This window comes from Clostridia bacterium (genome assembly GCA_035628995.1).
Taxonomy (GTDB): Bacteria; Bacillota; Clostridia; order Lutisporales; family Lutisporaceae; genus BRH-c25.
Genome location: DASPIR010000023.1, coordinates 689507 through 704773, shown reverse-complemented (window position 1 = coordinate 704773; position 15267 = coordinate 689507). Strand labels below are relative to the sequence as shown.

The window sequence follows — 15267 nt, the reverse complement described above, 5'->3', positions numbered from 1 at the left end:
GAAGATGCAGACTGAGGTTAGACCGGATTTAAAGCCCTATATACCGCCTGTACAGCAGATTCCTAGAGGTGGTGTGTACAGAAGATATATCAAGAGGCCAATGGATGTTATTTTATCACTCTGTGCAATTGTTACTTTGTCACCTGTGCTTATTATCATAGCGATACTAGTTACGGTAATGCTAGGCTCACCTGTTATATTCGAACAGAAACGCCCCGGACTTAATGAGAGGATATTTACTCTTTACAAATTTAGGACAATGACAGACGACAGAGACGGAATCGGGGAGTTGCTGCCTGATGAAATTAGGCTCACCAAGTTCGGAAAGCTCTTAAGGTCATCATCGTTAGATGAGCTTCCAGAACTGTATAACATTCTAACAGGAGATATGTCAATTGTTGGACCAAGACCTCAGCTTGTAAGAGATATGTTGTTTATGACTTCAGAGCAAAGGCAAAGACATAGTAGTTTGCCTGGACTTACTGGATGGGCACAGGTTAATGGCCGTAATGGTATTACATGGGAAGAGAAGCTGGAATTAGATTTAGAATACATTACTCACATAACTTTTTTAAATGATTGGAAAATAATTTTTATGACAGTTGCTAAAGTGTTTAGAAGAGATGGCATTAGTGCTGAAGGTATGGATACTGGCGAAGATTTTGGCGATTACCTATTACGAATAGGTAAAATAGATGAAAATATCTATAACAATAAAATAAAAAGTATATATTAAGGAGTACTTTATAAATGAATATTTGGTTTTTCAATCATTATGCGATTCCACCATGGTTTTTTCCTTTGGCAAGGCCTTATAATTTCGCAAAATATTTGATAAAGAAAGGGCATAATGTTACTGTTTTTGCTGCAAGTACAGTACATAATTCAAACTTAAATTTAATAAAGGGTAATGAAAAATTCAGTAAAGAAATAATCGATAATATAAATTATGTATACTTAAGGACAAGTAATTATGTTGGTAATGGTAAATCACGTATAATTAATATGCTTCAATATACCTTAGGCTTGTTTACAGTTACAAGAAAAATTAGTAGTCCTGATGTAATAATTGCAACTTCAGTCCATCCATTAGCTTGTTTCGCAGGTATAAAGATAGCAAAAAAATATAATTGTAGATGTATTGTTGAAATTGCAGATTTATGGCCATTAACATTAATTGAATTTGGTTTACTAAAACATAATAGTATAATGGCTAAGGCATTATATCAGCTAGAACATTGGATTTATAAAAATGCTGATAGCATAATCTTTACTATGGAAGGTGGTAAAGATTACGTTGCTGAAAAGTATTATGGGAAAAAAAAAATAGATTTAAACCATATATACTATATAAATAATGGAATAGATTTAGATATATACAATAATCAGAAAATAAAGAATGTATATAAAGATCTAGATTTAGATGATGATAACTTTTTTAAGGTTTTATATACTGGGTCGTTAGGAAAAGCAAACTATGTAAACTATATTGTTGAGACAGCCAAGATTATTCAGGATAGAGGTTATAAAAATATAAAATTCATTATTTTTGGTACGGGATACATGAATGAAGAATTAGAAAGTTATTGCATTGATAATAGCCTCAGAAATGTTGTTTTTAAAGGAAAAGTAGATAAGAAAAGTATACCGAATATTTTGAGTAAAAGTAGCCTTAATATTTTTACCGGCGAGCAAATTGGACTGTATAAATATGGATTGAGCTTAAATAAAATGTTTGATTATATGGCTTCCGGTAAACCGACAATTTCTAATATAAAATGTGGATATGATAATCTCGAGAAATTCCAATGTGGTATAACAGTTGAAGGTGGGAGTGCTGAAACGTTAGCCGAAGGTGTATTGAAGTTTTACAATATGTCTTCTGATGAATATGGCAAATACTGTACCAGTGCATTAAATGCAGCAAAAGAATTTGATTTTGCTAAACTAACAGATCAGTTAGAAAATATAATCATAAATGCAGTGCAGAGAGGGGTAGCATGAGTTAATGAAACAAAAATTGTTAGACAAAATCATAAATAAAAAAATCACTGTTGCTGTAGTTGGCCTTGGTTATGTTGGTCTCCCTTTAGCGGTAGAAAAAGCTAAAGCTGGTTTTAAAACTATGGGATTCGACATACAACCTCAGAAAGTTGAAATGGTTAATCAAGGAAGAAATTATATAGGTGATGTTGTGGATAGTGATCTTTCCCAACTGGTTGAAAAAGGAATATTGTCTGCTACATCTGATTTCAGCTTTATAAAAGATGTTGATTTTATAGCGATTTGTGTACCTACACCATTAGATGACCATCAACAGCCAGATATTAGTTATGTAAAATCGTCTTCTGAAGAAATAGCGAAATATCTGAAAAAGGAAACAATAGTTGTATTAGAATCTACTACATACCCAGGTACTACAGAGGAACTCATTAAACCCATATTAGAATGTGGTTCGGGATTAAAGTGTGGTGAAGATTTCTATTTAGGATTTTCTCCGGAGCGAGTTGATCCAGGCAATTTAATTTATAAAACCAAGAACACACCCAAAGTAGTAGGTGCTATTGGACAAGATGCTACAGAGGTTATTGCAGCAATGTACCGTGCAGTTTTAGAAGGAGATGTACATACGGTATCTTCACCGGCTGTTGCTGAGATGGAAAAGATTCTTGAGAATACATATAGAAATGTGAATATTGGCTTAGTTAATGAATTGGCTATTCTTTGCAATAAGATGGGAATTGATATTTGGGAAGTTATTGAAGCTGCGAAATCAAAGCCTTATGGATTTCAAGCATTCTATCCGGGCCCTGGACTTGGAGGACATTGCATTCCCCTTGACCCATATTATCTTTCCTGGAAAGCTCGTGAATATGGATTTCATACTTCAATGATTGAATCTTCAATGATGGTCAATGACCGAATGCCGGAATACTGTACTGAAAGATCCAGTAAAATTTTGAACAGGTATAAAAAAGCTATGAATGGATCTAGAATTTTAGTGCTTGGTATAGCTTACAAACAGGACATAGATGATTATAGGGAAAGTCCAGCTATTAGAGTAATCGAAGAACTGGAAAAAGGAGGGGCAGAGGTTGTTTATTTTGATCCTTATGCATCAGAATATCGTAGACATGGAGAAGTGAGAAAGAGCGAACCGAAATTAACAGATGAGCTTATAGAAAGTACTGATCTTGTAATAATAACAACAGCTCACACCAATATGGATTATGGATTTGTTCAAAAGCATGCAAAGATAATCTTTGATACAAAAAATGCTATGAAAGATATTTATGATAGGGGAAATATTGAATTATTATAGGGGGTAGTGTTGTGAGTTTAAAATATGCTTTGATAGGATGCGGAAGAATTTCACCAAATCATATAGCAGCAGCGCTTGAAAATAATTTAGAAATTGTAGCTTTATGCGATATCGTTTCAGAAAATATGGAGGATAAAATCCTTAAATTCAATCTTCCAAAGAAACTAAAAGAATATACAGACTACAGAGAATTAATATATACCGAAAAACCTAATTTAATTGCTATTTGCACGGAAAGCGGTAAGCATGGGCAAATTGCATTGAACTGTATTGATGCTGGATGTAATTTGATTATTGAAAAGCCAATATCCCTTTCCTTAGAAGAAGCAGATAAGATAATTGAAAGAGCAAAAGTAAAAGGTGTTAAAGTAAGTGCTTGCCATCAAAACAGATTTAATAAGTCTATTCAAAAGATAAGAGAAGCCATTGATAAAAAAAGGTTCGGGAAGCTTTTCTATGGAACTGCACATGTAAGATGGAATCGAGGATATGAATACTATGATAGAGCTAAGTGGAGAGGCACATGGGAGCAAGACGGCGGAGCTTTGATGAATCAATGTATTCATAATATTGATCTTTTAAGATGGATGATGGGTAATGAAATTTCAGAAGTGATAGGAATGACAGATAATCTTAACCACCATTATATTGAGGCAGAAGATTTAGGAATTGCACTGGTTAAATTTTCAAATGGAAGTTATGGAATTATAGAAGGAACGACAGACATATATCCTAAGAACCTTGAGGAGACACTTTATATCTTCGGGGAAAAAGGTACAGTAAAAGCAGGGGGTCAATCAGTTAACTTAATTGAGGAGTGGGAGTTTTCAGATCTATTAGATGATCCTAATGAAGTTAAAATTAAGTATCACGAAAATCCACCTAACGTATATGGTTTTGGACATATACCCCTTTATGCTGACGTAATTGATGCAATAGAAAATGATAGAGAACCTTATGTAACAGCTGAAGATGGAAGGCGTGCACTTGAGTTGGTTCTTGCAATATATAAGTCGGCAGCTGAAGGCAAATGTGTGAAGTTACCAATGGAGAAGTGCAGTACATTAGATTTTAAAGATAGGTTCGGAAGATAATTTGAAGGTGGATAATTAAAAATGATAACGGGAAAATCTATTAATGAAATTTCCATAGGAGATAAAGCTTCGTTTCGAAAAACAATTTCAGAGTCAGATGTATATTTGTTTGCAGGTATAACAGGGTATATTAATCCCGTTCACTTAAATGATGTTGAAGCTAAAAACACAATTTTAAAGAACAAATAGCTCATGGGATGCTTACTGCAAGTTTAATATCCGCGGTTTTAGGAGTGCAGTTACCAGGTCATGGGACAATATATTTAGGGCAAGGGTTATCATTAACCGCCCCAGTGAAATTTGGAGATACAATAAAAGCTAGTGTTGAAGTTATTGAAATATTTCCAGAAAAAACATAGTTAGACTTAGCACAATCTGTGTAAATCAGGATAAGAAAGTTGTCTTTAAAGGAATTGCATCTGTAATGCCGGTAAAGAAAGAGGAGGTAAAGTCATGAAATTGGCTGGTATAAAAGATATAATATCTGATATTGAGATTATAGTAGATGGCGAATTTGACGCATTAGGTATGGCAACATCAGAATATAAAGATGAAAAAGTGTTATCTTTTTTGGCTGATGTAAAATTTCAAAGATCTATAGTTGAAAATGAGAATATTAAATCGGTAATAATATCTAAAGAAACTTATGATTCAATGGATCTTCCAAAAGATATGGGTGTGATATTATCCAGTTCACCCAAAGCAACATTTTATAAGCTTCATAATAAATTAGCAGATATGGACTTTTATTGGGATAGATTTGAAAATAATATTGCTAACTCTGCGGTCATCTCAGATAATGCAGTTATCGGAGATCATAGTATTAGTATTGGAGAAAATTCTATTATTGAGGCCAATGTTGTTATTCATCCTGGAACAGTTATTGGGAATAATGCTATTATTCGTTCAGGAAGTCAAATTGGATCAAATGGATTTCAATTTATGAATAATGGTGAAATAGTTACTTCGGTTAAGACTGCAGGTAGAGCTATTATTAAAGACAATGTTGAAATCCAACATAACTGTTGTGTTGACAGAGGCGTATTAGGAGGAGACACCGTCTTAAATGAGTATGTAAAATTAGATAATTTTGTACATATTGCTCACGATGATGTTATTGGGAAAAGGACATTCATAACAGCAGGCGTAAAATTGGCAGGAAGAGTTGTAATTGGTAATGATTGCTGGTTAGGGGTAAACGCAACAATTACTAATGGCATAACGATTGGAGATAATTGTAAAATTTCATTAGGTGCTGTAGTAACAAAGAGTATTGCATCAAATTCTACAGTAAGTGGGAATTTTGCTATAGATCACGAAAAGTTTATTAATTTTATAAAAACTATCAGGTAAACACTTGCCTAGAATATTATTGAACTTATCATGGGAGGAGAATTTTATGGAATTCAGAGATTTAAAATCGCAATATCGAAAATATAAAAATGAAATAGATGCTGCAATTCAAGAAGTAATAGTGAATACAAACTTTATCGGTGGAAAAGAAGTAAGAGTTTTGGAAGAACAGCTTGCTGAATACGTTGGGGTGAAGCATTGTATTTCCTGTGCCAATGGAACGGAAGCTATGACACTGGTAATGATGGCATGGGACATCAAAGAAGGAGACGTAGTGTTTGTTCCTGATTTTACATTCTTTTCAACAGGTGAGATCGTTTCATTCAGAGGAGCAACACCCATTTTTGTGGATGTGGATAGGCAAACCTTTAATATTGATACATGTAAGTTGGAGAAAACAATCCAAAAAGTTTTAGAAGAAGGGAAACTAACACCCAAAGTCATAATCCCGGTTGATTTATTTGGACTTCCAGCGGACCATTATGAAGTTAATAGAATCGCTAAGAAGTATAATCTCCTAGTATTGGAAGATGCTGCTCAGGGATTTGGAGGAAGCATTAATTGTAAAATGGCTTGCAGTTTTGGTGACGCAGCAACCACTTCATTTTTTCCAGCTAAGCCATTAGGTTGCTACGGAGATGGGGGAGCAATTTTTACTAATAATGATAAACTAGCAGAGTTGCTTAACTCATACAAGGTACATGGTAAAGGCGATAACAAATATGACAACGTAAGAGTTGGTGTAAATTCCAGACTTGATACAATTCAGGCAGCAATCTTGAGTGTTAAGCTGACTGCATTTATTGAACATGAACTAGATGATGTAAACAAAGTATATAAGTGGTATAATGGGAAACTTGGCGATGTTGTTGAAATACCAGTTATTCCTGAAGGATATATATCGAGCTTTGCTCAATATACAATAAAACTTAAGAATAAAGAAGAAAGAGATATGCTCCAAGCTAAATTAAAAGAGCAAGGCATCCCAAGTATGATTTATTATGTAAAACCAATGCATAAGCAAGAAGCTTTTTCAGATTTAGATTTTAGCGACTATAATTATAAAGTAACTAATATATTATGTGAGACTGTACTATCACTTCCTATGAATCCATATATGAGTGAAGAAGATATAAAAAAGATATCAAAAATTATTATTGAAGTATTGAAGTCTAAATAAGGGTAAAAAACATAGAATTAATTTGATTTATTGGGGGTAGAGGTGTGATTAGAATATGCCATATGACAAGTGCTCACAATAGATATGATGTTAGGATATTTAAAAAAGAATGCACTTCTTTGGCTAATAATGGATATGATGTAACTTTATTAGTGAATGATGACCAGCCTGATGAAATTTTAAATAATGTTAAGATAGTCTCAACGAATTATAGACCCCAAAACAGGATTGACAGAATGATGTATTCTAATAAATACTTTTATAAAAAAGCTATCGAACTAGATGCGGAAGTATATCACTTTCATGACCCTGAACTGTTACCAGTAGGTAATAAATTAAATAGAAAAGGGAAAAAAGTAATATTTGATTCTCATGAAAATTATACATTGCAAATCAAAGAAAAATATTATATTCCTCAAATCTTTAGAAAATTGTTATCTTATATTTATTTTAAATATGAAACTCATTCTATTAAGAAGATTGATTTAGTAATATTTCCTTGTACAATTAATCATGTTAATCCTTTTGAAAATCGAGCAAAGAGAACAGTTTTTATAAACAATGTACCTGTTTTGGATGAATTATATAATGAATATGATAAAGAAGAATCAAAAAAAGATAGAACAATATGCCATGTTGGGAGTTTAACATATAACAGGGGTATAACGCATTTAATATTAGCAGCATATAAAGCAAACGTTAATTTAATATTAGGAGGCAACTTATCTCCTGAAGAATATCATAATGATGTAAAGAATTTGAAGGAATTCATATGTGTTGATTATAAAGGTTATGTCGGAAGAGATAAAGTATTAGAAATATACAAAAAAAGTAACATGGGAATTTGTACCATTTTAGATGTTGGACAATATTGTAAAGCAGATAACCTTGCAACGAAAGTATATGAGTACATGGCTATGGGATTACCTGTTATAATTTCTGATTATCCCTATGTAAGGGAAGTATTAAAACAATATGAATTTGGAATAGTAGTAGACCCTAAAAACGTAAATGAGATATCAGATAATATAATATATTTATTAAGAAATCCGAAAATAGCAAAGAAAATGGGACAAGAAGGTAGAAGAGCTGTGAAAGAAAGGTTTAATTGGAATATTGAAGAACAGAAATTGTTAGAGTTATATAGTGATTTAACAGAATGAATAATAAGAAATATTAACATAAAGTGTAATACTAAGCTTCTTGTCTTACAGTCTCCGAGTAGGAATTAATAGTATCGATTGGGCGCTTACCATTATTCTTATAGCCCTGATACGGCCTTTCTCTATTGTAATGATTTAACCAGATTGTTTATTTCATTCTGAAGTGCTCAATGAAACCATTAGTCTTAGGTGTTCTGATTTTGGTTTTTCTATGTTCTATATCGTTCAGTACAAGATAGAGTTCAAAGGGATGATTGCCTTCCTGCAGAACTCAGGGCCATCTATCAGTGAAACCTTGCTAAATAACATAAATTCAATTCATCAATTTGCTAGAATAGATATGGGGGATAAGATGATAACTATTGTTAAGAATGTATATTATAAACCTGAAGAAGATATAAAAATAAGTATTTCTATAATGTCTCCTTTTGTAGTATTAATTGTACAGAGTTTTATCCTCTATTATTTTAATGCAATAGATACTAGTACGGGAGTATTAGTTCAATTATCATCAAAAGTAGTAGTAGGATTAATTTATCTCTATTCGCTAAATGTTGTATTGAGAAGAAGAAGTAAATTATTCATACTAGCTTACAGTGTTTCTATAGTTATCTTTTCTTTGAACTATCTATACTTTAGACAAAATGCAATATTTTTAAATGATATATTGTTCCAGTTCTTTTTTGTATGTCTGCCGAGTTTCATTTATAGCTCAAGCGTTAAAAGTTTAGAAATATTGAATGATGTTGTAGAAAAAGTGAGTTTTTTAGTATTTATTGTTGGAATGATTATTGGACTCTTGGTACTTACAAGAAATATAACAATTGGAACATATAATATGTCGCTTGGATATTATATGTTGCTTCCCGCTGTTATATATTTAAATAAATTTTTTGGAACAGTTTCAATTAAATATCTATTCTTAGCTATCCTTTCAATATTTATAATTCTTGCTATTGGATCCAGGGGGCCAATAATGAGCATAGGAATATATATAATAATTAATCAAATAATCAATTTTAAAAAAATAACTATTAAAAATCTTTTATTTACTTTATCAATATCTATACTTGCGATACTGGGTATTTTGTATTTAGAACAGATATTTATAGTGTTAATCAATATCATGGATGATTATGGAATAAGTAGTAGAAGTATAAGCCTATTTATGCAAGAAGAAGTGTATCTTAGTGGGAGAGAAGCCATTTATGAAGAGATACTATATCAAATCAAACTACATCCAATTACAGGAATTGGGATAGCAGGGGACAGATTGTACACTGGTACATATTCACACAATATTATATTAGAAATTATCTCTGGATTTGGTGTTGTAGTGGGATCGATGATTATCATAGTACTTACTACTATTATAACTAAATTGATGTTTTCGAAGGACATTGAAGGGTTGAATAAGATTTTAATCTGGCTTATTGTAGGGATTGTTCCAATGTTTGTAAGTGGATCTTATTTGACTAGGTTTCAGTTTTGGATATTTTTAGGATTAGCTGTTAGATTTCTTAGAGGCATAAAGTATAGTAATAAAAAAGTGAGAGTTAATATAGTATAGCTATTCTTGGTAGATATATTATTAATCCGGCATATTTGATATTCTTGAACATACGCAGCCGTGGAAGGGTGGAGAGGTCCAGCTGACTGACGCTCTTAAAGAGTTGGCTCATCGGGAAGCTATGTACGCATTTAGTTTCGAGGGCAGAAGATATGATGTAGGAGATAAGCTAGGCTTCTTGGAAGCTACCGTAGAGTATGCGCTGAGAAGGCAAGACCTAAGAGAAGAGTTTCTTGAGTTTTTAAGAGGTGTTATTGATAAGGAAGTAAGCAAGCCCCAGCTTAGCGAGGTAGCAGCTGATAAAGAATAGATGGGAAAATAACTTTAAGGATGGATTATATGACAAAAGGAAAGAAAATTGCACAAGCTGCGTTTATAATAATGGCTATTTCTATATTCAGCAAAGTACTTGGATTTGTAAGAGAAATGGTTATTGCTGCAAAGTATGGAGCATCAATTAATACAGATGCATATCTGATGTCTATTACTATACCTACATCTGTGTTTGCTGTTGTCGCAGGTGCTTTGGCTACTACATTTATACCTGTGCTTTCAGAAAAGGTAGTTAGTAAATCAAAGGGAAATGCCTTTAGTTTTACAAGCAATATCTTGAATATAGTATTTTTCTTAAGCATTGCTATCACAGTTCTAGGTATTATTTTTGCTCCAGCACTTGTAAAGATTATTGCGCCAAAGTTTACAGGGGAAAGGTATGATTTGACTGTTCAGCTGACGAGACTGATGTTTCCTTTGATTACATTTATAGGACTATCCAATGTACTTACAGGAGTACTTCAATCCTTCAACAGATTTGCAGCACCGGCTGCAGTCGGCTTGCCTTTTAATATAATAATAATTTCTACTGCTCTATTTTTTACAGATATATACGGTATAGAAGGCTTAACAATCGCTACAGTAGTTGCTGGACTGACTCAGGTACTTATACAATTGCCTCCTCTGTTTAAAGAGGGCTACAAGTATGAGCCCATATTTGACCTTAGCGATGATGGAGTCAGTAAGATATCAACTCTTATCGTCCCGGTTATTATAAGCACTGGTGTTCAGCAGATAAATACTGTTGTTGACAGAATGATGGCATCGGGACTTGCTATAGGCAGTATATCGGCTCTGAATTATGGAAATAGGTTGATAGGTTTTGTATCTGGAATATTTATAGTTGCGATAGCTACAGTTGCTTATCCCACTATGTCCAAGCTGTCAGCGAGTAATGACATACTGACTTTAAAGAAGGTAGTATTAAAGGCACTGAATGTAATTACTTTGATTATATTGCCAGCCGTTGCTGGGTTTGTCGTACTGAGGTATCCCATAATAAGGCTCTTATTTGAGCGAGGTGCTTTCGATCAGAATGCAACTCAAATGACTAGCATAGCTTTGCTTTTTCTGTCCTTCGGACTCATTGGGTTTGGTATGAGGGACTTTCTGAATAGAGCGTTTTATGCAGTTCAGGATACGAAGACTCCTATGGTTAATGGTGTTTTTACAGTAATAGCAAATATTTTGTTGCTCCTATTCCTTGTGAGGTTTATGGGTATTGGGGGATTGGCACTAGCTACTTCATTATCTGCCATTCTAGGTACCATACTAATGATACATAGTCTTTATAAGAAAATTGGCGACTTCGGTGTCAAAGAACTGTTGAGCACATTTATTAAGACATTATTGGCTTCAACAATAATGGGAATTGTTGTTGATACGTCTTATAAGCTCGTTGCATCAATAAATAGCACAAGTACTACAATCAGCCAAGCTGTAAATCTTTTTTTGGTAATCGGCATTGGAGGGCTGGTGTATTTATTAATTATTAGCTTCCTCAATATCGAAGAAGTGCATATGGTATTTGATTATGGGAAGAAGTTTGTCAATAAAGTTACTGCGAAGTGGGTTGCGGTGAATATTCAAAGTAAATAGGGGAATATACTTATTGTATGTATTCTAATTAGGGGAGCAGACAGTAAGTATGTTTAAGAAAATAGTAATGTTTATACTTTTGATAGCATGGATATTTGTAATCGCAGGGTTGTCCGGTGAGGTAGGGGTTGAATCAAAGGACAGAGGAGCACAGGTGGCAAAACTGGTCAAAATATTCATAAGCAATGGCAGAATGCCTTTTGATTATAGCATTGTCAACGACGATAAGGTTCTAATGTATGTTATAAGAAAGCTGGGACATGTGCTGACTTACTTTGTGCTGGCATTATTGATATATACATTCCTGTGTCAAACCAGACTAAGCAGGGGTAAGGCTTTAATGCTGACGATTATATTCTCTATGATGGGTGCAGCTTTGGATGAGTACAATCAATTGCACGTAAGCGGCAGGGATGGAACTGTCATGGATATTTTAATAGACAGTATTGGAGTCATAGCAGCTTTAATACTTAGTAGTACAATATCACAAATAACAGCGAAACTACCTGAAAAAACATAAATCATACATATGAGGGGGAGAAACATGGACTTGGAAACTATTGATTTGAGGGAGATATTCGATATTATCAGGAAAAGGCTGTTGCTTATTGGTATCATAGTGCTTGTATCAGTTATCACCGCGGGTGTACTAAGCTACTTCGTACTTGATAAGCAATACGAGGCAACTACAAGCCTGATACTGGGCAAGCCTAACGATTATAGCTCAAATCCACAGCTGCAGTATAATGATGTGCTGCTTTATCAGAAGCTGGTAAAGACCTATGGGGAGATTGCAAAGAGTAGAACTGTATCTGAAAAGGTAATTGATGCAATGAAGCTCAACATTACAGCAGAACAGTTACAAGCAAAAATTACTGTAACTCCTGTTGGAGATACAGAACTGATAAGGGTAAAGGTAGTTGACAACAGCCCGGAGATGGCAGCAAATATTGCCAATAAACTGGCTGAAGTTTTCAAGAGCCAAGTAGTTCAGATAATGCGTGTAGAAAATGTACAAGTTGTAGATACGGCAAAAATACCGGATAGCCCAATAAAACCAAGACCTACCATGAACATTGCCATTGCTTTTATGGTGGCGCTTATGGGTGGTGTGGGATTGACCTTCCTGATGGAGTATCTTGACCATACGATAAAGACGCCGCAAGATGTAGAAAAATATTTGGAGCTTCCGATAATAGGGGTTATTCCGGATGCTGCAAATATGAATTAGGGGTGAGCGATATGATTAATACAAGCCTTATTACATATAATGATCCTAAATCACATGTAGCAGAAGCCTATAGGATGCTCAGGACGAATATAATGTTTTCCAGTATAGACAAGAAAATAAAGACCATCGTGGTTACCAGTGCCGGTCCTGGAGAAGGAAAAAGTACGGTGGCAGCCAATTTTGGCATAACACTGGCACATGCAGACAGCAAGGTGCTGATAATTGACTGTGATCTGAGAAAACCTACAATCCACAAGAAGTTTGGGCTATCCAACAGAGTGGGTTTGACGAATATTCTGGCGCAGAAGCTTGACTTCAGGAAAAATATGCAGAATGTAGCTCAGATACCCAATCTGTACTTTATAACCAGCGGACCATTGCCTCCCAACCCATCGGAATTAGTGGGCTCAGAGAAAATGAGGAATTTTATGTGGGAGATATATGAAGAGTTTGACTATATTATATTTGATACTCCACCTGTAGGTGTGGTTACTGATGCTGCACAGCTTTCGTCATTTATGGACGGAGTGATATTGGTATTGGAGTCGGGGAGTGTAGAGATTGAAGCAGCTCAGAGGGCAAAAGCCTTATTGAGTAATGTGAAGGCTAATATACTTGGGGTAGTGCTTAACAAGATAGAAGCCAAGGCAAACGATTATTACAATTATTATTATGCTGATGAGGAAGAACCTAAGCAGAACAAGAAAAAAGTCAGGCATATAGGGGATAGGGGGAAAGTGGTAAATTATGATTGATATCCATTGTCATGTGCTGTATGGGGTCGATGACGGGCCCTTTGACCTGGAAGCTTCGCTGCAGCTGTGCAAGTTATCCTTTAAAGAAGGTATAAGAAAGATAATTTCTACTCCGCATTATATAATAGGTGAAAATTGCGGTCATGATATAAAAGAGAGAATAACGGTCTTAAATAACGAGCTAAGAAAGAATTATATAAAAATGGAGATATACCCTGGCAATGAAGCTTTCATAGACTATAATCTGGTGGACAAGCTGGTAAGTGGTGAATGCCTTACTCTAAACAATTCCAGGTATATGCTCCTTGAGCTGCCCATGCTGGAGGTGCCAAGGTTTACAGCTGAAGTAATTTATGAAATACAGCTGAAAGGGTATGTCCCAATTATTGCACATCCGGAGCGGAACAGGGTGATATGTGAGAAGCCCGAAATCATATATAAGCTGGTCAAGGATGGCTGTTTAGTACAGCTTAACTCTACCAGTCTTATGGGACATTCGGGTGAAAAATCACAGAATGCTGCGAAGCAGCTGCTTAAGCATAACCTTGCTCACTTTATTGCAACTGATGCTCATTCAACAGGAGTACGCAGGCCTATAATGCTGGGGGTAAAGCATATGCTTCTGGAGCTATGCGGCAGCCAGGCTGCTGAAAGGATATTGGGCGCAAACCCAAATGCGGTGCTGCAGGATGGGGATATAGATATTGGAGAGCCAATACCAATTGAGAAAACGCACAAGTTCTGGCAGGTATTCAAAAGCATAGATATAAAACAATAGGGATATGGAGTAAGCTCTGCGTCTCTATTTTTTTATCAAAAACGTATGACTTAATTCGACAAAAGTGAATTTGAATATGCTGAATAAGCATTTGGCAAGTTGCTGGTAACAAACAAACATTCAAAAAATGCAAATTGAACGCAATGAAAACCAGCACTATTATTGTCAATAAATGGAATAATTTGTGCTAATTAGTTGTACGATTGTTGACATTAATGGAAAGGATTTGAAAGAGTATTGTAGAATCTATTTTTCTACAAAGTTTAATTCCAACCGGATATAATTAGTCGAAAAGCAGGTGCAGCATGAAGTATATAATTCTTGGAGCGGTAGGCTTTTTATTCATTCTCTTGTTTGATATTTATACCTTGAAAACCGATGGCCTCAAAAGAAAGGCGCTAGGCTTATCAGGGGTTGTCCTTATTGCATATTCAGCAATAATGGCGACAATAGTATCGGAAAAAATAGCTATCCCGGCAGCAATACGAATAGCCGCATGGATATTATGGGCTGCAGCGGCATTCTTATTGGTTTATTCACTCTTTCTGGAGCTGCCCTTTAAAAAGACATATGGGGAGGCGAAGTACAGCAGTGAGCTGGTGGATACAGGGACTTATGCATTATGCCGACATCCGGGGGTGTTGTGGTTCGGTTTGATGTTTTCCTTCTATTTTCTTGCAACAGGAGCCGTACTGATAATACCGGCGGGTATAATTTGGACAGCTATTGATATTATTCATGTTTATATTGAGGACAAGTTTTTCTTTCCAAGGATGTTTGCAAGCTACAAAGGTTATACAGAGTCAACTCCGATGCTGATTCCCAACAAGAAGAGCATAAGGAGATGCATATCCACTATATTTTAATAAACTGAGGCAAAAAGCGGAGC

The 15267-nt window shown here is 34.8% G+C and carries 13 protein-coding genes and 3 pseudogenes; all 16 read left to right on the top strand.

All coding sequences use genetic code 11. The annotated features are described in order from the left end of the window. Window positions 1–4 precede the first annotated feature (4 nt). Complete coding sequence (locus VEB00_10325) at window positions 5–736, top strand: sugar transferase (GenBank protein ID HYF83406.1); 732 nt, start codon at window positions 5–7, stop codon at window positions 734–736. 14 nt (window positions 737–750) lie between these two features. Continuing rightward, window positions 751–2004, top strand: coding sequence for a glycosyltransferase family 4 protein (locus VEB00_10320; GenBank protein ID HYF83405.1), 1254 nt, complete (start codon window positions 751–753; stop codon window positions 2002–2004). 4 nt (window positions 2005–2008) lie between these two features. Further along, window positions 2009–3322 (top strand): nucleotide sugar dehydrogenase, encoded by a 1314-nt coding sequence (locus VEB00_10315; protein ID HYF83404.1) that lies wholly within the window; start codon window positions 2009–2011, stop codon window positions 3320–3322. An 11-nt stretch (window positions 3323–3333) separates the two neighbouring features. Continuing rightward, entirely contained in the window at window positions 3334–4416 is a 1083-nt protein-coding gene (locus tag VEB00_10310) for a Gfo/Idh/MocA family oxidoreductase (protein HYF83403.1), read from the top strand. 21 nt (window positions 4417–4437) lie between these two features. Then, a pseudogene (locus VEB00_10305) lies at window positions 4438–4873 on the top strand (MaoC family dehydratase). Then, window positions 4870–5769 carry a UDP-3-O-(3-hydroxymyristoyl)glucosamine N-acyltransferase gene (locus VEB00_10300; GenBank protein ID HYF83402.1) on the top strand — a complete coding sequence of 300 codons (900 nt, stop codon included), beginning with the start codon at window positions 4870–4872 and terminating at the stop codon, window positions 5767–5769. The pseudogene VEB00_10305 and the gene VEB00_10300 overlap by 4 nt, the downstream one beginning before the upstream one ends. Before the next feature lie 46 nt (window positions 5770–5815). Then, the gene (locus tag VEB00_10295; protein HYF83401.1) at window positions 5816–6949 is read left to right on the top strand and encodes a DegT/DnrJ/EryC1/StrS family aminotransferase; all 1134 of its coding nucleotides are present in this window, start codon (window positions 5816–5818) and stop codon (window positions 6947–6949) included. Window positions 6950–6993: 44 nt separating this feature from the next. After that, a complete protein-coding gene (locus VEB00_10290; protein ID HYF83400.1) occupies window positions 6994–8112 on the top strand; it encodes a glycosyltransferase family 4 protein in 1119 nt (372 codons plus the stop codon). 211 nt (window positions 8113–8323) lie between these two features. Further along, window positions 8324–9451 (top strand): annotated as a pseudogene (locus VEB00_10285) (O-antigen ligase family protein). Window positions 9452–9663: 212 nt separating this feature from the next. Continuing rightward, a pseudogene (locus VEB00_10280) lies at window positions 9664–9992 on the top strand (UTP--glucose-1-phosphate uridylyltransferase). A gap of 29 nt (window positions 9993–10021) precedes the next feature. After that, window positions 10022–11614 (top strand): murein biosynthesis integral membrane protein MurJ, encoded by a 1593-nt coding sequence (gene murJ / locus VEB00_10275; GenBank protein ID HYF83399.1) that lies wholly within the window; start codon window positions 10022–10024, stop codon window positions 11612–11614. A 49-nt stretch (window positions 11615–11663) separates the two neighbouring features. Next, window positions 11664–12134, top strand: a complete 471-nt coding sequence (locus VEB00_10270) for a VanZ family protein (protein ID HYF83398.1) — start codon at window positions 11664–11666, stop codon at window positions 12132–12134. A 24-nt stretch (window positions 12135–12158) separates the two neighbouring features. Next, window positions 12159–12845, top strand: coding sequence for a Wzz/FepE/Etk N-terminal domain-containing protein (locus VEB00_10265; GenBank protein HYF83397.1), 687 nt, complete (start codon window positions 12159–12161; stop codon window positions 12843–12845). An 11-nt stretch (window positions 12846–12856) separates the two neighbouring features. After that, window positions 12857–13600, top strand: a complete 744-nt coding sequence (locus VEB00_10260; protein HYF83396.1) for a CpsD/CapB family tyrosine-protein kinase — start codon at window positions 12857–12859, stop codon at window positions 13598–13600. After that, window positions 13593–14378 (top strand): CpsB/CapC family capsule biosynthesis tyrosine phosphatase, encoded by a 786-nt coding sequence (locus VEB00_10255; protein ID HYF83395.1) that lies wholly within the window; start codon window positions 13593–13595, stop codon window positions 14376–14378. The genes VEB00_10260 and VEB00_10255 overlap by 8 nt, the downstream gene beginning before the upstream one ends. Window positions 14379–14683: 305 nt before the next feature. Next, window positions 14684–15244: a hypothetical protein gene (locus tag VEB00_10250; GenBank protein HYF83394.1), complete on the top strand. Its 561-nt coding sequence runs from the start codon at window positions 14684–14686 to the stop codon at window positions 15242–15244. The last annotated feature ends 23 nt before the right edge of the window (window positions 15245–15267 follow it).